Origin of the sequence: Anaerostipes sp. PC18, assembly GCF_039789045.1 — a bacterium.
Lineage (GTDB): Bacteria > Bacillota > Clostridia > Lachnospirales > Lachnospiraceae > Anaerostipes > Anaerostipes hominis.
Map to the genome: position 1 here is coordinate 283,180 of NZ_CP121164.1, position 26,286 is coordinate 309,465.

At 43.6% G+C, this 26,286-nt stretch carries 29 protein-coding genes and 1 pseudogene; 28 read left to right on the forward strand and 2 right to left on the reverse strand.

Annotation, left to right across the window (positions count from 1 at the left end; translation table 11 throughout):
- The first annotated feature begins 57 nt into the window (after nt 1-57).
- The 26 genes and pseudogenes from P8F77_RS01495 to P8F77_RS01620 all read left to right on the forward strand — a co-directional run.
- Entirely contained in the window at nt 58-966 is a 909-nt protein-coding gene (locus tag P8F77_RS01495) for a LysR family transcriptional regulator (protein WP_347256237.1), read from the forward strand.
- Nucleotides 967-1,051: 85 nt separating this feature from the next.
- Entirely contained in the window at nt 1,052-1,636 is a 585-nt protein-coding gene (locus P8F77_RS01500) for a LysE family transporter (protein WP_347256238.1), read from the forward strand.
- 714 nt (nt 1,637-2,350) lie between these two features.
- Entirely contained in the window at nt 2,351-3,043 is a 693-nt protein-coding gene (locus P8F77_RS01505) for a cyclase family protein (protein ID WP_024728797.1), read from the forward strand.
- A 14-nt stretch (nt 3,044-3,057) separates the two neighbouring features.
- Nucleotides 3,058-3,963 (forward strand): 2-hydroxy-3-oxopropionate reductase, encoded by a 906-nt coding sequence (gene garR / locus P8F77_RS01510; RefSeq protein WP_235824668.1) that lies wholly within the window; start codon nt 3,058-3,060, stop codon nt 3,961-3,963.
- An 18-nt stretch (nt 3,964-3,981) separates the two neighbouring features.
- On the forward strand, nt 3,982-5,403 hold the full coding sequence (locus P8F77_RS01515; RefSeq protein WP_334293355.1) for a four-carbon acid sugar kinase family protein: 1,422 nt from the start codon (nt 3,982-3,984) through the stop codon (nt 5,401-5,403).
- A 26-nt stretch (nt 5,404-5,429) separates the two neighbouring features.
- Complete coding sequence (locus tag P8F77_RS01520; RefSeq protein ID WP_148460239.1) at nt 5,430-6,143, forward strand: MIP/aquaporin family protein; 714 nt, start codon at nt 5,430-5,432, stop codon at nt 6,141-6,143.
- A 164-nt stretch (nt 6,144-6,307) separates the two neighbouring features.
- Nucleotides 6,308-6,982, forward strand: coding sequence for a GntR family transcriptional regulator (locus P8F77_RS01525; protein ID WP_347256239.1), 675 nt, complete (start codon nt 6,308-6,310; stop codon nt 6,980-6,982).
- A gap of 124 nt (nt 6,983-7,106) precedes the next feature.
- Nucleotides 7,107-7,694, forward strand: coding sequence for a sce7726 family protein (locus P8F77_RS01530; protein WP_024728792.1), 588 nt, complete (start codon nt 7,107-7,109; stop codon nt 7,692-7,694).
- A gap of 214 nt (nt 7,695-7,908) precedes the next feature.
- A complete protein-coding gene (locus P8F77_RS01535) occupies nt 7,909-8,388 on the forward strand; it encodes an iron-containing alcohol dehydrogenase (RefSeq protein ID WP_347256240.1) in 480 nt (159 codons plus the stop codon).
- Nucleotides 8,363-8,875 (forward strand): hypothetical protein, encoded by a 513-nt coding sequence (locus tag P8F77_RS01540; protein WP_328514497.1) that lies wholly within the window; start codon nt 8,363-8,365, stop codon nt 8,873-8,875. Before P8F77_RS01535 ends, P8F77_RS01540 begins: the two co-directional genes overlap by 26 nt.
- Before the next feature lie 64 nt (nt 8,876-8,939).
- Nucleotides 8,940-9,734 (forward strand): protein-glutamate O-methyltransferase CheR, encoded by a 795-nt coding sequence (locus tag P8F77_RS01545; protein WP_347256241.1) that lies wholly within the window; start codon nt 8,940-8,942, stop codon nt 9,732-9,734.
- 170 nt (nt 9,735-9,904) lie between these two features.
- The gene (locus tag P8F77_RS01550) at nt 9,905-12,544 is read left to right on the forward strand and encodes a translation factor GTPase family protein (protein WP_347256433.1); all 2,640 of its coding nucleotides are present in this window, start codon (nt 9,905-9,907) and stop codon (nt 12,542-12,544) included.
- Nucleotides 12,545-12,688: 144 nt separating this feature from the next.
- Entirely contained in the window at nt 12,689-12,865 is a 177-nt protein-coding gene (locus tag P8F77_RS01555; RefSeq protein WP_235824667.1) for a hypothetical protein, read from the forward strand.
- A complete protein-coding gene (locus P8F77_RS01560; RefSeq protein ID WP_347256242.1) occupies nt 12,865-13,212 on the forward strand; it encodes an LD-carboxypeptidase in 348 nt (115 codons plus the stop codon). The genes P8F77_RS01555 and P8F77_RS01560 overlap by 1 nt, the downstream gene beginning before the upstream one ends.
- Complete coding sequence (locus P8F77_RS01565) at nt 13,197-13,319, forward strand: hypothetical protein (protein WP_301591489.1); 123 nt, start codon at nt 13,197-13,199, stop codon at nt 13,317-13,319. The genes P8F77_RS01560 and P8F77_RS01565 overlap by 16 nt, the downstream gene beginning before the upstream one ends.
- A gap of 94 nt (nt 13,320-13,413) precedes the next feature.
- A complete protein-coding gene (locus tag P8F77_RS01570) occupies nt 13,414-14,502 on the forward strand; it encodes a radical SAM protein (RefSeq protein WP_347256243.1) in 1,089 nt (362 codons plus the stop codon).
- Nucleotides 14,502-15,113, forward strand: coding sequence for a TetR/AcrR family transcriptional regulator (locus P8F77_RS01575; RefSeq protein WP_347256244.1), 612 nt, complete (start codon nt 14,502-14,504; stop codon nt 15,111-15,113). Before P8F77_RS01570 ends, P8F77_RS01575 begins: the two co-directional genes overlap by 1 nt.
- Before the next feature lie 29 nt (nt 15,114-15,142).
- The gene (locus tag P8F77_RS01580) at nt 15,143-15,640 is read left to right on the forward strand and encodes a flavodoxin family protein (RefSeq protein ID WP_303008758.1); all 498 of its coding nucleotides are present in this window, start codon (nt 15,143-15,145) and stop codon (nt 15,638-15,640) included.
- Nucleotide 15,641: 1 nt separating this feature from the next.
- Nucleotides 15,642-16,277: an NAD(P)H-dependent oxidoreductase gene (locus tag P8F77_RS01585; protein WP_024728783.1), complete on the forward strand. Its 636-nt coding sequence runs from the start codon at nt 15,642-15,644 to the stop codon at nt 16,275-16,277.
- A gap of 22 nt (nt 16,278-16,299) precedes the next feature.
- Nucleotides 16,300-16,770, forward strand: coding sequence for a pyridoxamine 5'-phosphate oxidase family protein (locus P8F77_RS01590; protein WP_006567667.1), 471 nt, complete (start codon nt 16,300-16,302; stop codon nt 16,768-16,770).
- 110 nt (nt 16,771-16,880) lie between these two features.
- On the forward strand, nt 16,881-17,249 hold the full coding sequence (locus P8F77_RS01595; protein ID WP_006567666.1) for a nucleotide pyrophosphohydrolase: 369 nt from the start codon (nt 16,881-16,883) through the stop codon (nt 17,247-17,249).
- A gap of 10 nt (nt 17,250-17,259) precedes the next feature.
- Nucleotides 17,260-19,110 (forward strand): DNA helicase RecQ, encoded by a 1,851-nt coding sequence (gene recQ, locus P8F77_RS01600; RefSeq protein WP_024728782.1) that lies wholly within the window; start codon nt 17,260-17,262, stop codon nt 19,108-19,110.
- 30 nt (nt 19,111-19,140) lie between these two features.
- A complete protein-coding gene (gene def / locus P8F77_RS01605; RefSeq protein ID WP_024728781.1) occupies nt 19,141-19,602 on the forward strand; it encodes a peptide deformylase in 462 nt (153 codons plus the stop codon).
- Nucleotides 19,595-20,179 (forward strand): GDSL-type esterase/lipase family protein, encoded by a 585-nt coding sequence (locus tag P8F77_RS01610; RefSeq protein ID WP_347256245.1) that lies wholly within the window; start codon nt 19,595-19,597, stop codon nt 20,177-20,179. The genes def and P8F77_RS01610 overlap by 8 nt, the downstream gene beginning before the upstream one ends.
- Nucleotides 20,180-20,222: 43 nt before the next feature.
- On the forward strand, nt 20,223-20,903 hold the full coding sequence (locus P8F77_RS01615; protein ID WP_024728779.1) for a FadR/GntR family transcriptional regulator: 681 nt from the start codon (nt 20,223-20,225) through the stop codon (nt 20,901-20,903).
- Between the two features lie 45 nt (nt 20,904-20,948).
- Nucleotides 20,949-21,593: pseudogene (locus P8F77_RS01620) on the forward strand (dihydroxy-acid dehydratase); the annotation flags it as partial.
- Between the two features lie 182 nt (nt 21,594-21,775).
- Here P8F77_RS01620 and P8F77_RS01625 read toward each other — a convergent pair.
- Complete coding sequence (locus P8F77_RS01625; protein ID WP_303008767.1) at nt 21,776-23,524, reverse strand: ABC transporter ATP-binding protein; 1,749 nt, start codon at nt 23,522-23,524, stop codon at nt 21,776-21,778.
- 160 nt (nt 23,525-23,684) lie between these two features.
- Here P8F77_RS01625 and P8F77_RS01630 point away from each other — a divergent pair, with 160 nt between their 5' ends.
- Both P8F77_RS01630 and P8F77_RS01635 read left to right on the forward strand, forming a co-directional pair.
- The gene (locus P8F77_RS01630) at nt 23,685-23,897 is read left to right on the forward strand and encodes a helix-turn-helix transcriptional regulator (protein WP_024728776.1); all 213 of its coding nucleotides are present in this window, start codon (nt 23,685-23,687) and stop codon (nt 23,895-23,897) included.
- Nucleotides 23,898-23,906: 9 nt separating this feature from the next.
- Nucleotides 23,907-24,290, forward strand: a complete 384-nt coding sequence (locus tag P8F77_RS01635; RefSeq protein ID WP_347256247.1) for a hypothetical protein — start codon at nt 23,907-23,909, stop codon at nt 24,288-24,290.
- A 192-nt stretch (nt 24,291-24,482) separates the two neighbouring features.
- Here P8F77_RS01635 and P8F77_RS01640 read toward each other — a convergent pair whose 3' ends face one another.
- Entirely contained in the window at nt 24,483-26,084 is a 1,602-nt protein-coding gene (locus tag P8F77_RS01640; protein WP_347256053.1) for a transposase, read from the reverse strand.
- Nucleotides 26,085-26,286 lie beyond the last annotated feature (202 nt).

Sequence of the window (26,286 nt, forward strand, 5' to 3'; positions counted from 1 at the left end):
AAACACCTTATTTTATGATAAAATTAAGAAAATGCTCGGCAAAAAGGTGATGATAAAATGACGATACAACAGTTGAAATACGTCATTTCAGTTGTTGAAAATGGTTCGATTACAGAAGCAGCTAAAAAATTGTATATCTCACAACCAAGTCTTTCAAACTCAATCAAAGATATTGAAAATGAAGTCGGAATAACAATCTTTATTCGGAGTCGTTCAGGTATTGCATTAACAAAGGAAGGCGCAGAATTTGTCGGTTATGCTCGGCAAGTAATACAACAAATGGAGTTGTTAGAGGATAAATATATATCTCATTTACCCCCTAAAACACGTTTTAGCGTTTCAACGCAGCACTATACTTTTACAACAAATGCTTTTGTTGAAATGGTAGAGCATTTTGGACAGGAACGCTTTGAGTTTATTTTAAATGAAACGCAAACGCATCAAATTATGGAAGATGTAAAAAATCGCTTTAGCGATTTAGGCATTATCTACATTTGCAAAAATAATGAGGCGGTTATCCGCAGAGCATTAGAAGAAGCAAAATTAGTTTTTATAGAACTCTTTACTGCCAAACCGCATGTATTTATGCGTTCTACACATCCTTTGGCTGAAAAACAATCTGTTACTTTGAAAGAACTTGAAGAATATCCCCGGCTTAATTTTATACAGGGCAGTTATGAATCTTCTTATTTTGCAGAAGAATTGTTTAGTGCAGTTTCAGTAGAAAAAAATATTAAAGTCAGCGATAGAGGAGCCATCGTTAATCTTATGATTGGAATGGACGCTTACACAATTTCAAGTGGTATTTTCCCAAAATATTTACAAGGGGACAAAATCATTGCTGTTCCTCTTGCGGAAGATGAAGCAATGCACATCGGATATATTTTGAATGAGAAACAAGACTTATCTGAATTGGGGCAAATATATGTTGAAGCCTTAAAAAAATATGGGGTTATCATTTCATAGTTACAAACTATGGATAAGCATTTCCAAATAGAATTTTATATGAATAGAATGTTGTGATATACTAATTGGCATGGAGGGAAAATTCATGCCAATTTATATTATTACCAGCTTTTTGCTGTATTGTATAATCAATGCGTTTACACCAGGACCCGGAAATATTCTTGCACTGAATACAGTAACAAATTATGGTTGGAAAAAAGGAAAACCGCTTTTTTTAGGGATATTTGCAGGCTATTATATTGTTCAGGCTATTTGTGCAATATTTGTCTTTGGCGTAAGTAGTTTTCTTCCCGATATTTTGAAAATTCTGAAATATGTTGGTGCCGCCTATATTTTGTGGCTGGCCTTTCATATTGCTGCCAGTAAGCCAGATATAAGTGGCGACAGCAAATCAGCGTCTTTCACAAAAGGATTTATGCTTCAATTTGTAAATATCAAAATATATATGTTTGGCATTACTGCGTTGACAGGCTATATTACAGATTACAGCACATCTCTTAGCATTTTGCTATTATTTGAAATGATAATTGCAACGATTGGGACAATCGCAACAATCACATGGATTGGATTAGGAATACTAATACAAAAATATTATCTTAAATACTATCGAGTTATAAATATTATTCTTGCATTAACATTATTGGAATGTGTATATAGTATGCTAAAATAAATTGTTTTCTGACAAAATAGCAAAGCCAGTCGAGCCAGTCAACGGTCAAGATGAACGGCGCGTATGCGCCGCCGTTGACAGCCCCGCCCGTCTTTGCAGGAGGGTAATCAAGGCGCTGATCAGTTTTGCTATTGTCATAATCTAATCTATTTCCACCGCTCAGAAAAAGCCTTGTTTCTCCACAGGGCTATTCCGGTCATGGGTATGTATTATACCATGTAATTCAACAACACAGCAAAGCATTTTTTTCGCCCGGTAGGTTTGCGACCTGCCGGGCGATTTTTATTACCATTCCTACTACTTCCCATAGCAAAGATGTGAGGGGTTATGAGCGGAAACGTGAACATCTTCCGACATATAAGAACTTCTAAAGAGATAATCGAAAATCTATCAAACTATTAATATGAACCTTAGACAGAAAATTATATCAAAAGTCTCTCTATGATTTTTAACGTAGAGAGGCTTTTTTATTTTTTCTTAAGAAAGACCTTGTCACGCTAACGCGTGAAAGACTTTCCTAAAAAATAAAAGAAGCTATCCAACGATAGTGATATAAAACTCATATATAATTATGCACAATAAATTGACAGAAATGATATATAAATTATACAAAATAGCAAGAAATGATTGACTGATATACCGATATACCGGTATACTAATCGTATCAAAAGTACAGGTTCATTTTAGTTTTTTAAAGAGAAGGAGGTAACTGTAATGTATTTATTTTTATCACACAAATTAGATCCGGAAGGATTGGCGTGGCCGGGGGAGCCGGTTATTAAGGTGGAGCAGATGACCGATGTATCAGATGACTGTCCATTTTGTTCCTTTATAAGCACATTGCCCAATCATTTCGGAACCCATATGGATGCTCCAAGACACTTTGTTAAAAACGGAATCAGTATCAATGAACTGCCGGTAGAATATTTCTTTCACAAGAAAACCGCACTTTTAGAAATACCAAAGAGCGATGCCCAGGGAATCGCCAAAGAGGATCTGGAACCTTTTGCGGATGTTTTATCACAAGTATCTTTTGCCCTGATCCGTACAGGATTTGAACAGTATAAGTTTACAGAGCCGGAGAGATACCAAAAGGAAGGGCCATATATCGCGCCAAGTGCAGGAATTTACCTTTCAGAAAATTTTCCGGACTTAAAAGGAATCGGAATGGATTTTCTGGCCATCGGATCGCCGTCTGATAAAGTGCCGGAAGGAGAACTTCCTCCGGATTGCCACAGAAATATCTTGGGATTCTATACAGGAAAATTTGTGACAGGAATAGAAGACATGCATCTCTCAGAAATTCCAAAGGATGCAAAAATACTTAATTTTATCAATGCGCCACTGAGGATTGAAGGTCTGGATTCTAGTCAGGTTGTATGTATGGCAGAGATTGAAGAGAAATGACAGGAGACAGAAAAATGACAAAAGTAGGATTTATAGGTCTTGGGATCATGGGACTCCCAATGGCCATTAATTTAAAAAATGCAGACGTAGAGCTGATGGTAAATGATCTAAATCATCAGGCAGTAAAACAGATGACAGACCTTGGAGCTTTGGAAGGAACAAAGGCACAGATTGGAAAGGAATGCGGCATTATTTTTATGATCCTTCCAGATGGAATGATTGTAAAGGACTCTCTTTTCGGGAAAGAGGGGATCGCATCCACGGTCAGGGAAGGAACGGTCATATGTGATATGAGTTCTGTGACCCCTGTCCAGTCGAAAGAATGTTATGAAGAATTGGAAAAACTGGGAGTCAGTTTTGTGGATGCGCCTGTCAGCGGCGGGGAACCAGGAGCTGTTTCAGGAACTCTTGCCATCATGGCGGGAGGCGATCAGGACGCTTTTGACCGACTGATTCCGTATTTTGAGATTATGGGATCTTCGGCACTTCTGATCGGCGGAAGCGGAAGCGGCAGCATTACAAAGCTTGCCAATCAGGTGATTGTAAATATGAATATTGCTGCCGTTTCGGAAGCTTTTGTCCTTGCATCAAAGGCCGGCGCAGATCCGTCCAAAGTTTATAAGGCGATCAGAGGCGGACTGGCCGGAAGTGCTGTCTTAGATGCAAAGATGCCGATGATTCTTGAAAGAAATTTTAAGCCGGGAGGGAAGATTTCTATTAATCACAAGGACATTAAAAACGTGGTTGAGACAGCCCATGAAATCGACGTGCCGGTGCCTTTTACCAGCCAGCTTTTTGAGGTTTTTCAGGCACTGAAGGTATCGGGACATATGAATGACGATCATGCAGGGATTGTCCAGTATTTTGAGAAACTTGCACAGACAGAAGTAAAAAGTACAACAGAGAATACTGAGAGGTGATGGATTATGGCTGAATATATGACGATAGAAGTTTTAAAGCAGTACAGTCCTGTTGACGAAAGAAAGATCGGCCGGCTGCTGAACGAAGAGATTAATAAAAGTCAGATAAAGTTTGTTGTTTTGGATGATGACCCTACCGGGATACAGACTGTTCATGATATTTCGGTATTTACAGACTGGTCAAAAGCCAGTATGAGAAAAGGGTTTATCGAAGAAAACAGACTGTTTTACATATTAACCAATTCCAGGTCCATGACACCGAAACAGACAAGACAGGTGCATGAAGAAATTGCCCGGACAGTGGAAGAAATCTCCCGGGAATTGAATCAGAAATATGTGTTGATCAGCAGGAGTGATTCTACACTAAGAGGGCATTATCCTTTAGAGACAAATACTTTAAAGCAAGTCATGGAAAAACAGGGCGATCATCCTGTTGACGGGGAAATTCTGTGTTTCTTTTTTAAAGAAGGCGGAAGATACACCATTGATAACGTCCATTATGTAAAAGATAATGAAATGCTGGTGCCGGCCGGAGAGACGGAATTTTCCAAAGATAAAACATTCGGATACAAGAGTTCAGATCTGAGAGAGTATGTGGAAGAAAAAAATGAAGGGGTGTTTAAGGGAGAAGATACCATCTGTATTTCTCTTGAAATGCTCAGAAGCTGTGACTATGCACAAATCGAGCAAAAGCTGATGACTGTTGAAAATTTCAATAAGGTGATTGTCAATGCAGTGGATTATTGTGACCTTAAAGTATTCTGTACTGCGCTCTACCGGACAATGGAGAAAGGAAAGACATTTTTATTCCGGTCGGCCGCATCCCTGGTAAAGGTAATCGGAGGGGTAACAGACAGGGAACTTTTGACTAAAAATGAAATGATAACTGCGGACACAAACAATGGGGGAATTGTGGTGGTAGGCTCTCATACCAATAAGACAACAGCCCAGTTAAAGGAACTTCTGACATTAGACAAAGTAACTGGAATTGAGTTTAATTCAGATCTGGTACTGAAGGGAGATCAGGTTTTTGAGGATGAGATCAGCCGGGTGGTAAGTCTTAGCGAACAGATCATAGCATCCGGGAAGACTGCCGTATGTTATACAAAACGCAGACTGCTGACAGTTGACAATGACAGCAAAACGGAAGCTCTGCTCCGGTCTGTAAAAATTTCACAGGGGGTTCAGGCTCTGGTGGGAAGACTGAAAATTGTTCCTGCCTTTGTAGTTGCTAAAGGAGGTATTACATCCAGTGATATAGGTACAAAAGCACTTTCAGTGAAAAAAGCAAATGTTATGGGCCAGATCAAACCGGGAATTCCTGTCTGGCAGACAGATGAACAAAGTAAATTTCCCAAAATCCCATATATTATTTTTCCGGGTAATGTAGGAGAGACTTATACGCTGAAAGAGGCTGTTGAGGAATTGATCCGCAGATAAAACGGCGGTTCAGGAAGGAGTGGCAGATGGAACATATGAATCTGTATCTTGCAGAACTGGTTGGAACTGCATTATTTATGGTGTTAGGATTGGGTGTCTGTGCAAATATTTCTTTGAGTAAATCCGGTATGTGCGGAGCCGGAGGTATTGTAGCAGCTCTTGGATGGGGTGTTTCAATGGTGACGGTAGCAGTATGTTTCGGACCTGTATCCGGAGCGCACTGCAATCCGGCAGTGACGGTGGGTTTTTGGGCAGCAGGAAATTTGAGCGGAAGCCTTGTTCCGGGATATATCATCTCACAATGCATAGGGGCATCTATCGGAGCTTTGATCATCTGGCAGCTGTATAAAGATCATCTGGATGAAGAAGAGTGTCCGGGTACCAAGCTGGGTGTATTTACCACAGGTCCGTCAATTCAGAATTCCTGGCGGAATTGTCTGTCGGAGATCATGGCAACCTTTTGTCTCATGTTTGTCCTGCTTTCCCTCGGACATCAAAATCCGGCAAATGGAGTGGCAATGTTCTTTGTATTCTGCGGAGTAGCAGGAGGGGTCATGTCTTTTGGGGGACTGACCGGTTATGCCATTAACCCGGCAAGAGATCTTATGCCCCGTATTATCTATACACTTGTCCCTATAAAGAATAAAGAAGGATCAAACTGGGGATATGCGTGGGTTCCCATAGCAGGTCCTTTGATCGGAGCATTTCTTGCGGCAATGCTCCATCGAGTGATCTTTTAGTAATCTGTAAATTTACGGACATCCTTTTTTTCAAATGTATTGGAGAAAAGGATGTTTTTTCTTCTATAATAAATTGCAGTGGATGAAAGAATCTGAAAGATATGCTATAGTATTAGATAATTGTTAACAATATGATGAGGCTTTTTAGAAGATGAGGTAGTAGCATGAAAAGTACACAGCTGTTGCAGTCCAAAGCATATGATTATCTGAAGGATCTGATACTGAACGATAAGTTGGAACATGGGGTTATCTATTCCCAGAAAAAAGTGGCGGAAGAACTGGGAATCTCAAAAACTCCTTTGAGGGATGCTGTCTTACGGCTGGAGCAGGAACGCTATATTGACGTCTATCCAAGCAAAGGATTCATGATTCATGAAATGATGGAGGATGATATCAGGGAAACCTATCAAATACGGAATGCCATTGAGACCTTTTGTTTAAAACAGCTGGTCGCAGATTTGGATTCAGCCGAGGCACAAAAATGTCTGATCGATCTGAGAATGATGATTAAACAGCAGCAGAATTTGATCGATACAAACGGTTCCAGTGAGGAGTTTGCCAGGATTGATTATGAGTTTCATAAAGGTATCGTGGAGTTTCTGGAAAATGATGCAATGCTGCATTTGTATAAAGAATATATGCACCGTATCTTTTGGCAGAATGTTCTTTCTTTTACACGGGAAGGAAGGATGCAGGAGACCATCGGGGAACACAAAGGGATCATGGCTGCCCTTGAACAGCAGAATCATATAGAGCTTGAGGACCTGCTGAACCGTCACTTATCAGTGGCAGAAAATATTAATCTGGAACTGATAAAGGAAAAACCAAAGATGCTGTAGTAGGATATAAACTTAGATAAGATTTAGCACATAGAGGAGATGAGCTATTCTGATTTGGGAGAGCTTGAGACACAACTTGAGATTTATACTAAATTAATATATAAGCGAGAATGGATTAAAAAATATGCTATACGATAAAGACATTCGCAGTCCTCTCTTTGATTTTTTGGAGGAGTGCTATCATAAGATCAGAATAATAGAAGAAAAACAGATGGGACGATCCAGAGCAGATATTGTCATGGTTACAGAGGATTCTGTTTTTGGTATAGAGATTAAGAGCGATGCGGATACTTATACCCGGCTGAGCAGACAGGTCAGAGACTATGACCGGTTTTTCGACTATAATTATGTGGTCGCAGGCACCAGACATGCACTGCATATAGAAGAAAAGGTACCGGAATGGTGGGGAATCATTACGGTAGAAGAGGCAGGAGATCAAGTGGATTTCTATCTGCTCCGGAGTCCGGTCAAAAATCCGAAACTCGTGTGGAAAGATAAAATGAAATTACTTTGGAGGCCGGAATTGGCTCATATACAGGAATTAAATCAGCTTCCGAAGTACAAACAAAAGAGCAAGAGATTCGTTATTGATAAAATCATAGAGAGGGTTCCTCAGGATATATTGAAGACCCAAATCAGTGATGAATTGTTTGAGCGGGACTATCACGCAATCGAAGATACTATCCGCCTATATAAATCTGGGGAAATTTGACAGGGTTAAAAGGACTTGCATATTATTTTTTTCAGGATTATAATGACTTCAATGTATCATCAGCAGTCCAGAAATTAATAGCGGATAATTTGGTCTCTTTATGTTTTCGGACATAAGGAGACTTTTTAGTCTATTATGAAAGTTATGAAAAATCTCGGCGGAATAAAAAAATACCCTGTGAGACTGCATAAAAATCAGAAAGGAAGTATAACATATGAGTTACTACAGTGTAAATTTACCCAGATATACAATTGGAGAAGGCTGTTATCAGGAAATTCCGGAGAAGGCCCGGTTTCTTGGAAAGACAGCAGTTGTCATCGGAGGAAAGATGGCAATGTCAAAAGCAAAAGAGAAGCTTTTGGAGGGGGTGAAGGATTCTGACGTGCAGATTTTGGACTTTATCTGGTACGGCGGAGATTCTACATACGAAAACGGAAATGTTCTGATGGAGCAGGATGTGGTGAGGCAGGCAGATATGATTTTTGCCGTTGGAGGAGGGCGTGCCTGTGATACAGGTAAATATCTGGCTAATGAACTGGACAAACCGCTGTTTTGTTTTCCTACGGTTGCATCCAACTGTGCGGCAGTGACAGCGATTTCAGTGATCTATCATCCGGATGGTTCTTTTCGCGAATACTACTATCCCAAAGCAGCGGACCATACATTTATTGAATCATACAGCCCCGTTGATTGACTATGGGAAAAAGGCACTGGAAGATTTAAGGGAGAAAAGAGTCTCCTATGAACTGGAACAGGTGACTCTGGATATCATCATCAGTACAGGACTTGTTTCCAATATGGTCAGCAGTGCGCCTGATTATTACTATAATTCAAGCCTGGCACATTGCGTATATTATGGGTCAACGGTCACGAAAGGAGGACACCGTCATCTTCATGGGGAGGTAGTAGCCTTAGGAGTTCTGTGTCTGCTCACATTTGCGACAGAGTTTGAAGAACGTGATAAAATTGCAAAATTCAATCTGAGTATGGGACTTCCGGTCTGTTTTGATGATATCGAAGTGTCTGAGCACGAATTTGATGTAATGGCCGATAAGGCTCTTACAACGACAGAATGGGAGTTCCGTCCAAAGAAAAGCGGAGTGACGAAAGAAAGTTTTATTCAGTGCATGAAAGAAACAAATTTTTACGGAAGAGAATTGAAAGAAAGTCTTATATCATAAGCTTATCGCGCAGAGTGCGCTTAACTGAAATAAATTATCTCTGTAAAACTTAGGAGTAAAGAAAATGATTGAGATGAATCAAGATGAGTTTGATGCTCTGACAGAATACATTCAGAATAGATATGGGATGAAGCTTTCCAACAAAAGAAATTTGATTCAATGCAGAATTCAGCATGAGCTGGAGCGGCTGCAGCTGGAGAGTTTTTTGGAGTATGTAAAAGCAGTACAGAAAGATCCGGAGACAGAACAGAATTTAATTGATCTTACGGCCACCAATTATACATATTTCATGAGAGAAAGCGGGCAGTTTGAGTATCTTGAGCATGAAATATTACAGAGATTAAGAGGTAAAGAAAACGTATTTCGCATATGGAGTGCAGGCTGTGCCACCGGTGAGGAATGCTACACTATTGCCATCACGGCGGAGGAATGCCGAAGACGGGGATGGAAACTTCCCAAAATCGAGATTACCGGGACAGATATTGCAAAACACGAACTCACCCAGGGTGAGGAAGGAAAATATCTACCCAGGCAGCTTATAAAAGTTCCGGTGGACTGGAAGATGAGATATTTTAAGAAGGATGGAACTGCCTATGCAGTCATTCAGCTGATCAAGGATATGGTGCGGTTCCGTTATCACAACCTGGCAGAGCAGCAGTGGCCGGATGAGCAGTATGATGTGATTTTCTGCCGAAATGTGATGGTGTATATGGACATTCAGAAGAAAAAAGAAATTTTGCAGGGTCTGTACCAGTCTTTAAAACCGGGAGGATATTTATTTCTCGGGAATGGAGAAATTATCAGGCCGGGGCATGGGGAGTGGGAGTTTTTAGGACATTCTGTTTATCAAAAGAAGTAACACGGACAGTCTCAGGGTTTTTAACCTGGGGCTGTTTTTCGTTTTTCTGATAAAATAAAAACAATTCATCAGGGCATACACAAAGTTATCAAGCCCCTATATTGTGTCCATCGTATTTGCTATAATAGGACTGACAGCTAAATAAGAATATAGAAATGAGTTTATAGATGATGAAGAGATTAGTAATCGGAATTTTAGCCCATGTGGATGCAGGAAAGACAACCCTGTCGGAAGGTCTGCTCTATGAGAGCGGCAGCATCCGGAGCATGGGACGGGTTGATAATAAAGATGCGTTCCTGGATACACATGAGATTGAGAGAAACCGCGGGATTACCATATTTTCAAAGCAGGCAGTTCTCCGGTTCGGAGAAATGGAAATCACACTCCTGGATACGCCGGGGCATGTGGATTTTTCTGCCGAGATGGAACGGACTCTGCAGGTTCTTGATTATGCGGTTCTTGTGATCAGCGGCGCCGACGGAGTCCAGGGACACACGCAAACGTTGTGGCGCTTATTGGAGAAATACAAAATTCCAACCTTTTTATTTATTAATAAGATGGATCAGCCGGGGACTGACAAAGAACAGCTTTTGACAGAATTAAAAAATCGGCTGGATGAGGGATGTGTTGATTTCAGCCGGGAATGCGGTGAGGATTTTTATGAAGATATCGCAGTTTGTGACGAAGGACTGCTCAACTCATACTTAGACAGCGGAATGATCGGCAGTGAAGATATTTCAGAAATCATTGCGGAGAGAAGGGTATTTCCCTGCTATTTCGGGTCCGCATTGAAAGCAGACGGAGTCCGGGAATTTTTGCAGGGAATCGGGACTTATACCCGTCCGGTGGATTATTCCGAAGAATTCGGGGCAAAGGTGTTCAAAATCTCCAGGGATGAACAGGGCAGCCGCCTGACTCATTTAAAGGTCACAGGAGGTGTTCTGAAAGTAAGGTCGGCGCTGATACAAAAACCGAAAGAGGAAAAGGTCAATCAGATCAGAATTTATTCCGGAGAAAAATATCAGACGGCGGAGGAAGCACAGGCAGGAATGATCTGTGCGGTCACAGGGCTTACGGACACCCGTCCGGGAGATGGGTTTGGTACCGAGGATACCGGATATGAGCCGGCTCTGGAACCGGTGCTTACCTATCAGGTCATACTGCCGGAAGGGATGAGTGCAGGAGTGATGCTGCCAAAATTAAGGCAGCTTCAGGAGGAAGAGCCCGAGCTTCATATTTTATGGAATGAGCAGCTTCAGGAGATTCAGGTGCAGATCATGGGAGAAGTTCAGCTGGAAATACTAAAAAGCCTGATTGCCGAACGGTTTGATGCAGAAGTTGAATTCGGAACAGGAAATATTGTTTACAAAGAGACCATCAAAAAAACAGTGGAGGGCGTGGGACATTTTGAACCTCTGAGACATTATGCGGAAGTACATCTTTTAATGGAGCCTTTGGAGCCGGGAAGCGGCCTTCAGTTTGATACTCAGTGCAGCGAGGATATGCTGGATAAGAATTGGCAGCGGCTGATTTTAACTCATTTGCAGGAAAAGGAGCATCCCGGGGTTCTCACCGGCTCTGCAATAACTGATATGAAAATTACGCTGGCAGCAGGGAGGGCTCATTTGAAGCATACCGAGGGCGGTGATTTCCGGCAGGCTACTTACCGGGCGGTGCGGCAGGGTCTGAAACAGGCGGAGTCTGTCCTTTTGGAGCCGTACTATGAGTTCCGAATGGAAGTGCCTCAGCAGATGGTGGGACGGGCTATGTCGGATATTGAGCGGATGTACGGGGAGTTTGAAAACCCTCAGACAGAGGGAGAGATGTCAGTTCTGACCGGAAGTGCCCCGGTCTCAGAGATGAGCGGCTATCAGAAAGAAGTCATAGCCTACACGAAGGGGAGGGGACGTCTTTTTTGTGCCCTTAATGGTTATAGGCCCTGTTACAATGCAGAGGAAGTGATCGAAAAGAGCGGCTACGATTCTGAGCGGGATACAGAAAATCCGACGGGCTCTGTCTTCTGTTCACATGGGGCAGGATTTACGGTGAGCTGGGACAAAGTCAAGGACTATATGCATGTGGAATGCCAGCTTGCGGCAGAGGAAAAAGAGCCGGAAGAAGAGGACGCGGTGCGCCGTTCCTATACGGAAGAGGAATGGATTGACACGGAGGAGATCGACCGGATTCTGGAACAGACTTATTTTGCGAACCGAAAGAAAAAGACCGGATGGGTCAAAAAGAAACTGGAGAGGACGATGGAAGATTATAAGAGTTCGGCTTCCAGGGCCTCAGTGAAGAAAAAGCCGGGTGAAAAATATCTGCTGGTGGACGGCTATAATATTATCTTTGCATGGGAAGATTTAAGAGAACTGGCAGAGGTAAATATTGATGCGGCCAGAGGGAAGCTGCTGGACATCATGAGCAATTATCAGGGCATCAGGAAATGCCAGCTGATCGTTGTTTTTGATGCCTATCGGGTTGTGGGTCATGATACGGAAATATTGGATTACCAGAACATTCATGTGGTCTATACAAAAGAGGCGGAGACTGCGGATCAGTATATCGAGAAGTTCGCGCACGAACATGGGCGGAAATATGATGTTACGGTGGCAACCTCCGACGGCATGGAACAGATCATTATACGGGGACAGGGATGTGCACTGCTCTCTGCCAGGGAACTGCTTGAGGAAGTGAAGCTTGCTGACCGGACAATCAGGGAAGAGTTTTTGGAAAGGCAGCAGAAGGACCGCAGTTATTTGCTGGATTCCATGTCCAAGGAGGAGCGGAAAAAGATCAGAGATTTAGAATAAGCCCAAAGTAAGGAGGAGAGCAAATGCAGCTGGGAATTACGATTCCGTTACAAAAGCATCTGAAGGTGAAACAGCCGCCGTATGGGGAGCCCATCGACTCACGGGCGGAAGCCTGTGGCGGGGCTTAAAAAGGCAATAGAACGCATGGAATATACAGATGAGCCTTGGAACATGGATAAGATGTATCAGGAGCACATATGCCGCTGGGTGAACCGCGATATTTGCTCGCCGGCCGGTTTTGAGACGTATGATCATCCGTGTGCATTATTAGAGGAAGATATGAAACGGGTTGGAATTGTTAGGAAAGGCACAGGACATTGATGCTTGGGAGACAGGATAAGGCAGGAATTGTATGCTGTTCCAACGGACTTGCAGACTCGGCCCGGTCTGCCGTGATGATGCTGGGAAATGCCTTGGAGCAGCTGGGGTTCATACCCGTTTTCAGCCGGTATCTTTATGCCGGTTCCTCAGTATTTGACAGAACAGGGAGGCAGCGTGCCGGGGAACTTATGGAGTTTTACCGGAATCCCGAGATCAAGGCACTTTTTGATATTTCGGGAGGAGATCTGGCCAATGAAGTTCTGACGCATTTAGACTTTCAAGTCATAAGGGAACGTTTACAACAATGGAGGCCTGGGGATGTCTCCCGAGGATGGAAGAGCTTGTGAAGAAGATGTCCGGTCCGGGAGTTTCCATTGCAAAGACGGAGGAAATTGGCCATGGGACAGATTCAAAATGTCTGATCATCGGGAAGAAATATAGATTCAGCTCATAAACTCTTGACAGGCTAGTGTTTACTATCCTATACTGAAGATAACGGAAGCTAGTAAATACTAGTCAAACATGGCGTGTCAAAGGAGAGCAAGAGTATGCAGGATTTTCGGTTGGAGAAGTATTTAAGTGACGGGGTTGAACGTATCCTCCGCGGTATTTTGAGAGTTTCTGATCCAAGGGGAAGCCTTTTTATGCTGAAATTTATGGCGGCGGAAAAAAGAGCCCGAAGATTAAGAGAAATTGCAGAAGAAAAGGGCGGGCATATTCCGCCGTTTTTAATTGCAAGTATTACGAGTCAATGCAATCTTCACTGTAAAGGATGTTATGCCAGGGCCAACGGAGCCTGTGCCGAAGGTCTGCATGAGGGCGAACTCTCCGGTGCACAGTGGGATGATATTTTTGATCAGGCAGAAAAACTTGGCATAAGTTTTATATTGCTGGCCGGAGGGGAACCTTTGATGCGCAGGGATGTGGTAGAATTTGCGGGCAGACATAAAAAGGTAATCTTTCCGGTGTTTACGAACGGGACTATGATGCAGGAAGATTGTCTTAAATTGTTTTCGGACAACAGAAATCTTTTTCCGGTGCTGAGTGTAGAAGGCGGCGAGGAACAGACGGATGCCAGAAGGGGCAGCGGAGTCTATCAAAAGCTCAGACAGGTCATGGGAAGTTTAAAAAAACGGAACCTTTTATTCGGCGCATCGGTTACGGTGACAAGGGAAAATCTTTTTGAGGTCACGTCGGAAGAATTCCTCGGTGAACTTGGAAGAAACGGCTGTAAGGCAGTCGTCTATGTGGAATATGTACCTGCTGACGGGAAGACAGAGTATTTAGCTCCGGGTGAAGAAGAGAGAGAAGCGTTGGGAAAAAGGCTCCGAAAGCTCAGAGAGGACCAGGAGGATATGGTGTTCATATCATTTCCGGGAGATGAAAAGGCTTCAGGAGGATGTCTGGCGGCCGGCAGGGGATTTTTCCATATCAATGCATCCGGCGGCGCAGAGCCCTGTCCGTTTTCTCCCTATTCAGATACAAGTTTGGTACATACAAGCCTTAAAGAGGCATTGCAGTCTCCTCTGTTTTTGAGACTGCAGGAAAGCGGAAGCCTTGAGAAATTTCATACTGGAGGCTGTGCCCTGTTTGAACAGGAACAGCTGGTAAAAGATTTATTACAGGGAGAAGGATAATGAATACAAAAGAACGAATTGTGGAAGAAGCGCTCACGTTATTTTCTGAATATGGATATCAGGGGACCAGTGTGAAAAACATTGCGGATGCCGTAGGCATAAAAGACAGTTCCTTATACAAGCATTTCAAAAGCAAGAAGGAAATATTTGATACGATCGTTAAGGAGATGTCGGTTCGGATGGAACGGATGTCAAAGGAGTACGGCCTGCCCGATGAACACGATATGGAAAAAGCCGCAGAGCTTTATGGAAGTATCAGTGAGGAAGGGATTCTTGCGCTCAGCGAAAAGATCTTCCTGTTTTATCTGAAAGACGAATTTGCGTCTAAGTTCCGCAGGATGCTCGTGATTGAGCAGTACCGGGACAGAGAGGTGTTTGAAGTGTACCGGGGACTTTTTATGGATGCGGCTGTGTCCTATCAGACAGAATTGTTTGCGGAGATGACTGCCAGGGGCGTTTTCCATGGCAAAGACCCAAAAGCCATGGCAGTTAACTTTTATGCCCCGATCTTTTTCCTGCTGAACCGGTATGATCAGCAACCGGACAAGGTAAAAGAGGCACTGGAAGCATTGAGAAAACAGGTAATGGAATTTTCGAGGCTGTATAAATAGACAGAGCTTATATTATGAAAGGGGGAAACATGAAATTAATAATTCACGATCTGAACGAAGAAGAAGTCAAAAATTTATTTTCTGAACCGGATGAAGATGTGGTCCTGATAGGAAATAAAGGGGAAATCCGTAATTGTATCGGCTGTTTCGGATGCTGGATCAGGACTCCGGGCAAATGTATTATAAGAGACCGGTATGGTGACATGGGAGAGCTGCTTGCCCGGTGTGAGGAGGCTGAGATTATCAGCCGGTGCTGTTACGGAGGCTACAGTCCTTTTGTGAAAAATGTGCTGGACCGGAGTATCCCTTATCTGCATCCGTATTTTGAGATTAAGAATGGCGAAATGCACCACAGGCAGAGATACGAGAAAATATTAAAATTAAAAGTGGGATTTTACGGAGAGTGTATATCAGAAGATGAGAAGCGGACCGCAGAGGAGCTTGTTAAGGCCAACGCAGTCAATTTGTATGCACAGGTGGAAGGAATACGGTTTGTGAAAACACCGGATGAGTTAGGAGGAAGGTAACATGAAGATCGTATGTATCAACGGAAGTCCCAAGCCTTCTGGAAGCAGTTCCGGAGTGATTTTAAAGGAATTAAAAAATTTGCTGAAGGGGTTGGATATCAAAGAGATCTCCGTGCGAAAGCCGGAATTAACTGAAGAAATGAAAGCAGCAGTCATGGACAGTGAGTGTCTTGTATTTGCGTTTCCTCTTTATGTGGACAGTATCCCTTCTCATCTGACGGCTGTGCTGCGGCAAATGGAAAAATTATTTCAGGAAACTGAGGCTGACAGGATGGTCTATGCGATTGTAAACTGTGGATTTTACGAAGGATATCAAAATCATATTGCCCTAAACATTATGAAGTGCTGGTGTAAGAAAGCAGGTCTCTCATGGGGACAGGGCCTTGGCATCGGCGGTGGAGGAATGATCCCCATGCTTTCTGATATACCGGAAGGAAAAGGAATCAAGAAAGATTTCTCCGCTGCGCTGAAAGAGATGGCGTGCAGTATCAGCACCGGGCGGAAAGCCGAAGACCGGTTTGTTTCTCCGGGGATACCGAGAATCATGTATAAGCTGGCTGGCCAGATGGGATGGAGAAAACAGATCAAAGAAAATGGACTTTCAGTAAAGGAACTGTCCAGAAGGATTTTAAAATAAGTATTTTACGGGGGACTGGATCATGAGAAGAAAAGACAGGGAAATCACAGATCCTGCAAAGATCAGGGCAATTATTTCGGCGTGCAGCTGCTGCAGGCTGGGATTTGCGGATGGAGAAAGCGTCTATATCGTGCCTTTAAGTTTTGGATACTGTGAGGATGGCGAAAAGAGGACTTTTTATTTCCACAGTGCAGGTGAGGGCAGAAAAATTGAATTGATCTCCAAAAATCCCTGTGCAGGGTTTGAACTGGATACAAATTATAAGCTGAATGAGAGTACAAAAGCCTGCGGCTATTCCGCCCGGTTTCAGAGTGTTGTAGGAAGCGGAAATGTATCATTTGTGGAAGATACGAATGAAAAAAGAAAGGCACTTTTGGCTATTATGTATCAAAACACCGGGAAAGAAGAGTGGGAGTTTTCAGAGGAAATGTTTGACGCAGTGTGTACTTTTAAGCTGGAAGTAAGTGAGATGTCCTGTAAGGAGCATTCCTAAAACCAAAAATGTAAAATATTTCTAAAAATTAAAGAAGGGTATACCACACCCGGGGAAATTGTTATATAATAGCAGTATTCATGAAAACCAGATGTTAATGGAGAAGGTATATGGACACTTTAGAATATTTAACAAAAGAGGTACAAAAGTTTTGTGAGGACAGAGACTGGGATCAGTTTCACGGGCCAAAGGATCTGGCCATCGGGTTGTCAACCGAGTCCAATGAGCTTCTGGATCTGTTCCGGTTCAAATCAGAGGAGCAGATGGGGGAGATGATGGATCGGGATACAGCACGGGAACGCATATCGGAAGAACTTGCGGATGTGTTTTTCTTCCTTCTCCGCTTTTCTCAGATGTATGAATTTGATTTGAAAGATTCTCTCCTTGCTAAAATTGAAAAAAACGGAGAGAAGTATCCCGTGGATAAAGTAAAAGGAAAGAATTTAAAGTATACGGAGTTAAAAACGACTACAGAATGAAAGGTTACATATGGAGGATGCACGCGGATTACTGAAACAATATTTCGGATTTGATGACTTCCGGGAAGGCCAGAAGCCTTTAATCGACGCGGTCTTAGAGGGGCGGGATGTTCTTGGGATCATGCCCACGGGCGCCGGGAAGTCTCTCTGCTTTCAGATCCCTGCCCTGATGATGCCCGGGATTACGCTGGTTGTTTCCCCTTTGATCTCTCTGATGAAGGATCAGGTGGGAGCATTGAATCAGGCCGGGATACATGCAGCTTTTCTGAACAGTTCATTGAGCATGGGACAGTATAGAAAAGCCCTGGATCTGGCACGGGAAGGCAGGTATAAGATCATATACGTGGCTCCGGAGCGGCTGGAGACAGAGGGATTTTTACGGTTTGCTCTTTCGCCCGGCGTGGATATTTCTTTTTTGGCTGTGGATGAAGCACACTGTGTATCTCAGTGGGGACAGGATTTCCGTCCCAGCTATTTAAAGATTCTCTCCTTTTTGGAGAAGCTGCCGAGGCGTCCGGTTTTAGGGGCGTATACGGCTACGGCCACTGTGGAGGTAAAAGAGGATGTCCTGGATATCCTAAATCTGAGAGACCCGCTGGTCGTGACAACAGGATTTGACCGGGCAAATCTGTTTTTTGGAGTTAAGAAGCCCAGAGATAAATACCGGGAATTAGAATCCTATTTAAGAGAGAAAGAAGAAAAAATGCCGGGAAGCAGCGGCATTGTGTACTGCCTTTCCAGAAAAAGTGTGGAAGAAGTATGTTATCAGCTCAGAGAAGCAGGATTTTCGGTGACCAGATACCATGCGGGACTGTCGGATACAGAACGGCGTGAGAATCAGGATGACTTTATTTATGACCGGAGACAGATCATGGTGGCAACCAATGCGTTCGGCATGGGTATTGATAAACCGGATGTGCGTTTTGTCATTCATTATAATATGCCGAAGAATATGGAAAGCTATTATCAGGAAGCCGGAAGGGCAGGACGAGACGGGGAGCCTGCAGAATGTATCCTGTATTTTGGAGCCGCCGATCAGAGGACCAATCGTTTTTTGATTGAACATGGAGAGGATAATCAGGAACTGGATGAGGAGACCCGCAGGATCGTGATGGGAAAGGATCTGGAACGGCTGAAACAGATGACTTTTTACTGTGCGTCCAGCGGCTGTCTGCGGCATTATATCCTTGATTATTTCGGAGAAGACAGCGGCACGGAATGCCAGAACTGCAGCAATTGTTTAGAAGAGTTTGACCTTTCGGATGTGACAGAACAGGCAGCGGCGGTTGTCAGATGTATCGAAAGCTGTCATAGAAATTTCGGAATCAATCTGATTGTGGATGTCCTGAGAGGGGCAGACAATCAAAAGATTCGTCAGAGGGGCCTGGAGGATAACCCGGAATATAAGGCATTGGCCGGAATGACAGTTCCGAGTCTGAAACAGCTGATGAATGAGATGATGATGCAGGGATTTCTGAATCTGAGCAATGACGACTATCCGGTATTGGAACTGACAGACCGGTCCGAAGAACTTTTGAGCGGTGAAAAACTTGTCATAAAAGTTCCGAAGAGAGAAGAAAAACAGGCGCCGAAAGCCAGGAAAAAGAAGGCCGGAGCCGCTTCTGCTCTGGAAGAAAAAGATCTGGGTCTGTTCGAGGAACTCAGAAAGCTTCGTATGGAGATCGCAAAGGAGGAGAAGATACCACCGTATATGGTATTTTCGGATAAGACGCTGGCAGGCATGAGTGAGGCAAGGCCGCAGACTCTGGATGAGATGCTTAATATAAGCGGAGTGGGACAGTTTAAGCTTGAAAAATACGGGGAGAAGTTTCTTGAGAGTATTAAAAAGTATGAAGAATAAGAAAGACAGAGAACTGAAGGAGGAGATGAAATGGCTGTCAGAAAGATCCGTACCGGAAATGATCCGATATTAAAGAAGAAGTGTAAGACGGTGCCTGAGGTGGATGACAAGGCAAGGCAGCAGCTTGAAGATCTCATGGATACTCTGCACAGTGCAGAGAACGGGGCGGCACTGGCTGCGAACCAGGCCGGTATTCTCAGGAGAATGATCGTCATTGACTATGAAGGGTATTATTTAAAACTGGTAAATCCTATAATCGTTGAGAGCAGCGGGTCACAGGAGTGTGTGGAAGGCTGTTTGAGTTTTCCAAACCGTTTCGGTAAAACTATTCGCCCGGCCAAAGTGACGGTAGAAGCGCTGGATGAACACGGACATGAAGTATCTTATACGGTGGAAGGTGAGATGGCAAAGTGTTTCTGCCATGAGATCGATCATTTGGATGGAGAAGTATTCATAGATAAAGTATATGAATACGTAGGAATCGATGAGTAAAGAAAAGGTCCTCGTATTGTTCGGTGACTCTCTCACCGACTACTTTCCTATGGAATTGTTTCAAGATGTGGAGGCGCAGGTTTATAACAGAGGTGAAGAGGGCAATACAGTGCCGGAGATGGCTGCCAGGGCAGAGATGGATGTGGTTTCGCTGAAACCGGATTTAGTTCTAATGCAGGGCGGGGCCAATGATTATCTGCTTCCTTTTTACCGGGGCGCAGAGGTGGTAGCCGGTCAGCTGTTGAGGACGGCAGAGCGGATTTTGGAGAAACTTCCGGGGACAAGGATTTGTATCGAATCACTGTACCCTATGTATACAAAAAAGACAGGAAATGCGCTTCCTTTCTGGTCAGAAGGGAAGTCAAACGAAGAGATACAGGCTGTTAATTCAGAAATTGAGAGACTTTGCGGGGAAAAAGAAATTCCATATGTGGATGTTTACCGGGAATTGATCGGGGAGGATGGAGAACTGCCGCTTTCTTATACGGTGGACGGTGTTCATCTCAGCAGAGAGGGATATGAACAGGTGTGGAAAGTATTGTCCCGGGTGTTGACAGCGGAAAAATTTCTGAGATAGAATTGTGGATAAAAATGTGTCTGAGACGGAAAAGGAGAAAGAGATGGGAGAAAAAAGGCTTTCAGACAGTGCGGCAGAGGAAATTCTTGCAATGATCACGGTTGAGAAACGGTTTTTGCCCGGTGATAAACTGCCCAATGAAAATGAACTCTCACAGGAGATGGAGATCAGCAGGACGACGCTGCGGGAAGCGGTCCGGGCCTTGGTCGCCAACGGTATTCTGGAGATTCAAAGGGGCCGGGGGACATTTGTGAAACAGGATATTGACACGGATGATGTGAAGCTGCTCACGCCTCTGAAAGATGTTAAGGTAAATGTAAGGGAACTCTATGAGATGAGGCTGATCTTTGAACCGGAGGCTGCCTACTATGCGGCGCTTAGGGCAAGTGATAAAGAACTTGACCGTATTCTCGCATTTGGACGCCGGGTGGAAGAGAAGGTCCGCAGGGAGGAAGACCGGACAAAAGATGAGCAGATGTTCCACAGGTCCATTGCAAAGGCAACCCACAATGAATTTATGAATCAGCTGATGCCTGTGATCTATCAGGGGATCGGAGAGGGAGTCACGCTGTCCAGACAGAAAGAGATGGCGGTACAGGATACCTTAAAGGATCATCAGCTGATCATGGAGTTTCTGGAAGCCAGAAATGCGGAGGGGGCCAGGAGCGCTATGAGAATTCATATCCTGCATGCTATGAAGGAATTAAATATAGAAAATTTGTAGTTTGAATTTATACAGGCAAAAGAAACGGCAGGTGATGATCTGCCTACATGTACTTTAAAGACAGTAGCTGAGAATATCAAAGGAAAAGAAATCAGGGATAAGACAGTTATCCGGCCGGCAGAGGAGCCTTACAGCAGGACCGGCGGAATTGCTGTGCTGAAGGGAAATCTGGCGCCGGAAGGATGTGTGGTGAAACGGTCTGCGGTGGCAGAAGAGATGCTCAGCCACAGAGGAAGGGCAAGAGTCTTTGACGGTGAGGAAGCAGCCCTCGAAGCAATCTATGCCGGCAGGATCGAATCCGGAGATGTGGTGGTCATCCGTTATGAGGGCCCAAAAGGGGGACCGGGCATGCGGGAGATGCTGAATCCTACATCTGCTATCATGGGCAGCGGTCTGGGAGACAGCGTGGCACTGATCACGGACGGCAGATTCTCAGGCGCCACAAGAGGAGCGGCCATCGGCCATGTTTCGCCGGAGGCGGCCGTAGGAGGACCCATCGCCCTGGTGGAAGACGGGGACCTTATTGAAATTAATATCCCCGATCATAAAATCCGGCTGCTGGTGGATGAAAATGAGATCAAAAACAGAAAAAGCAGGTGGATGCCAAGACAGCAGAAATTAAAAAACGGATACCTGAAAAGGTATGCCAGGAGTGTCACATCAGGCAGCACAGGTGCCATTTTAGAGTGATGATATGTGTAAAATAAAAAGATGACAGAGGATGAAGTGATTGAACAGTGCGCCGGGGCAGATATATTCATTGTACAGTATGAAAGCGCTGCCGGAGCTTAAATATGTCGTGAGATAGCAATTCATTGTCATGTGGATATATAAAATGGGACCGAACGTTTGATGCGTGCGGCCCCATTGTTTTAGATTTCAAAGGTTTCCAATCCCTCAAACTGCATTTTGTAATATTTTGCGTACATTCCGTCCTGTTTTAACAGCTCTCTGTGGGAACCGCGTTCCTGGATGGTATGGTCATCTATGACGAGGATCTCATCGGCATGTTTAATCGTAGAAAGCCGGTGGGCGATGGTGATCGTCGTCCTGTTTTTGGACAGCTCTTCCAGACTTTTTTGAATGTGGCGTTCACTTTCATTATCTAATGCACTTGTTGCCTCATCGAGAATCAGGATTGGAGGATTCTTTAAAAACACACGGGCAATAGAGATCCGCTGTTTCTGCCCGCCGGAAAGCCGGGTACCCCGCTCTCCCACAAAGGTGTCATAACCGTCGGGGAGTTCCGCAATAAAGCCGTGGATGTTAGCTTTTTTGGCTGCCTCGATGATCTCCTCCATGGAGGCCTCCGGTTTTCCGTATGCAATATTATCCCGGACGGTCCCTCCGAACAGGTAAACGTCCTGCTGGACGATGCCGATGGAATTTCTCAGGCTCTGAAGAGTCATTCTTCGTATATCCTGGCCTCCGATGGAAACGGTGCCGCCGCTTACGTTATAAAACCTTGGGAGAAGGGAACAGATCGTAGTTTTTCCTCCTCCGGACGGTCCCACCAGGGCCACGGACTTTCCCGACTCAATCTCAAATGAAACATGGTCCAGAACCACTTCGTTGTCTTCATAGCCAAAGCTGACATCCTTATAGGCGATATTGCCGTCCGGATCGGCGATAGGTTCTGCGCCCGGCAGATCGACGATCTCAGGCTCTGTCTCAATAATATCCAGAAAACGCCGGAAACCGGACAGTCCTTTCTGCATCATTTCAGTGAGCTCTACGAGGATCTGGATCGGGCTGATAAAAATACCGATGTACAGGGCATACATTGCCAGATCTCCGGGAGTCATCTGACCGGCGGCGATGAAGCAGCCTCCCGCCACGAGAGTTACCAGATACATGATACCCTGAAAGAACGTATTGCCGCCCTGGAAGGTTCCCATGGCTTTGTAGTTATCCCGCTTGGACATGAGGAAGCCTTCATTCCCCTGATGAAACTTTTCCCGTTCAATATCTTCATTGGCAAAGGACTGTACGATCCTGATGCCGGCCAGAGAATCCTGAAGGGTTGCGTTGATGTTACCGATCTTTTTCCGGTTATCCAGGAAGGTGGCCTGCATCCGTTTATTCTGGCGGGCCGAAAAGAGGATCATCATCAGCACTACCGCAGACAGGATCAATGCCAGTTTCCACTGGATGATAAAAAGAAAAATAAACGATCCGATGATCTTTACCACGGAGATGAACAGGTTTTCCGGACCGTGGTGCGCAAATTCGGAAATATCAAATAAGTCGGACACTAAGCGGCTCATCATCTGTCCTGTGTTGTTCTGGTCATAATAGGAAAATGAGAGATTCTCATAGTGTTCAAACAGTTCCCTGCGCATATCCCTTTCCATCTGGGCACCCATGATATGCCCCTGGCAGCTTACATAATACTTGCATAATGCCTGGAGGATATAGAAGATCAGCAGAATTCCTCCGATAACAAAGATATTTTTAAGGATCACGGAAGATTCCTTTAAAAACAGTGTATTTGTAAGGGTTCGGAGTATCTGCGGGTATGCCAGATCTACGATGCTGATGAAGGCCGCGCAGAGCAGATCAAAAAAGAAAACAGCCTTGTAAGGACCGTAATATTTGATGAATTTTTTATAAGTATCCATAATATAAGACTCCATTCTCATAGTAAATATCAGTGATAGTAAAGATTCTAACACAGGACAGAAAGCATGTAAACAGAGGAATGTAAAATATGCTTGACATTAAATGTAAAGCGAACTATACTGATATTGTAAAGCAAACTATACAAAAAAGGGTGTGCATATGAAAACAAGAATTCAGGAATTGAGAAAGGATCAAAAGGTGACACAGATGGAGCTGGCCGAATCCGTAGGGGTGACCCGGCAGACCATTATCTCTCTGGAAAACGGCAGGTACAAAGCCTCGCTGGTGCTGGCCCACAAGATTGCGCAGTTTTTTGGAGTAACGATCGAGGATATTTTTATATTTGATCAGGAGGAGGAAAACTTATGTTAGGATTATTTTGTGCAGGCAATGCCAGGAATGATGAAGAATATGGGAGGGCAGTCAGGAGAAAATAAGATCAATGAACATATGATATCGACGTATGCAGGAGTGGGGTCAGGAATCATGACAGCAACCGTGGTCCTTTGGATACGGTTTCAGCTCGTATTGAAAAATCCGAAAAAAGCTGAAAGAAATGCGGCTCAGCAATACCGACGAGAGAAATCAGGAGATTGGAAAGAAGGCATACAGATTTGCCTCCACCGGACGATCATGGCACTTTATCTCATCTGTCTGATTGGAGGGCTGTGGTATCCGGTCTTGATCAGTGTCGTAGGAATACTTATGTGGATCTTCCTGCTCACTTATGTAATCTCTTATAAAGTGTTTGAAAGAAAAATGTAAAAAAAGAAATATCCGGGAACAGCTGATTTGCTGCCATCCCGGATGTTTTTTATTTCATAGGATTAGGGTGTCAAAAGACATATTAATAAATATCTGATTTTGTTTGTACCTTGAAAATTTAACACGAATTGGTTTGAGAATATTAAATTTAGAACAATCAACAGAAGGTGAGCTTGATGTTTTGAGTATTAATTATGCTATCTCTTTTTCAGAGGCACAATAAACCAAGCTATTTTCATAATCCAATAGCTTTTGAAAATTCAAAGCTGCGACTTTGAATCCGAAATGCAGACGAGTCTGTTTTTTGCCATGTGTTGGGATTTTGTCGGCATGATATTTTCTGCGAAGCAGTGAAGGTAATGATTCTACTCCATTTCGGAAATGTGCATACTGCTTGAATTCTTCTGTTTTCATAAAACGAAGTTGTTTTGCTCGATTGACTGCTTTCCAAGACAGTTCTTTTAACGCATTGTTTTGGCGTAAACGTGGTTTGCATTCTGCCAGGTATGGACAGTCTGCACAGTCACATTTTTTAAACAACGCATCACAACGGTCATTGTGCTCATCATAGCGGAACTGATATGGCTTTTTATGATTGATACACTCCAACAGTTCATGCCCATCTTCGCTAAAAATAAACTCTGCAAAAATATCAGCCGGTTTTCTCCCGGTAAAATTCGTAGTGATAAGTCGGATTCTATGTTTAGCAGCTTCGGCAACATTAACCTCACTGCCGTAAGCACCATCGGCAATCAGTAATACTTCCTGTTTATATATCGGTTCCTTGGCTAAATGATCCTTCATGAATTGGCTGTCTCCGTATATGTTTTGTTCGTACGCATAATCGGTGATCAGGCTTTTGTTTTCCCCTACGGTTTCTGTGAGATTTGCTACGTATCCTAAATGTTTACCTCCTGCTTTTTTTCGGAAAGTGGCTTCCGGATCAGATGGATTTAACAACACTTTTGATGGATCCTCTTTTTCCTTTTTTTCACGCAACCTGCGGGTCCCATCGTCATTGAAGATGGTTTGTTCTTTGAGTAAACGTATCAACAGCTGATATTCGCTGGTATCATCAAAATCTCCTTCGCAGAGTTCCAGAAGTTTTTCGGCATCATGCATTACAACAATTGTTCTTTCGTTAGCATCTAGCTTACGCTGGTGATAGATAAACGCATTGTAATCATCCTTTTCCACATAATGTTTTTGCTTTTCTGGAAGAGTAACCCCTCTGCTAACCATAACTTTTGCTAAATTTGCAGTACAAGTATAGAAAAGCTCTAATAGTGAAAGATTCCGGATATTTGCCGCGATCATCATACTGTCCATTCTCTGCATAGAAGGGGTAAGCCCCATAAATTCAGATATTTCTTTTGATAAAGAGGTAACACATATATGAATCAGGTCAATACCGGTTTCTGTTTCATAAGCAAGGCATCTTGCACGAAATCTACTCAGAGTTCTGTCGCTCAAGGGCTGTTCTTCAAAACTAGTAGTATGAAGAGCATGCTGATACCGTATATCAAACATTAGAGCCTGAACAAGTTCATCATCACTATCACCAAGTGCTTCTTTGAGAATCAATGCACCAACGATGACATTTACGGGAGTATTTGGACGAGAAGCTTTACTACTATACAATACAGAAAATATATCTTCGTTTATGGCAGGAAAAATCCTATCCGAAAAAGTCTTTGCCCATGATTTTTCAAGAAACCTACGTTCTCTTTCTGTCAGGTTAAATGTGCTGTCAGTCAACGACATTTGTTGACTATTATTTGATACAAAACACATGCGAATCACCTCGATATTTGATATTTATATTTTACCAAATGTTCGGATGGATTGATATATCGTGTTAAATTTTCAAGGTACAAATTTATATCAAAGGTCAATGACCTTTTGACACCCTAATCTTCATAGGAAAGTTCTACGACCTTCCCTATGAAATAAAAACGCTCCGCGGGTTGTGCACAGATGCGTAAGGAAATTATTT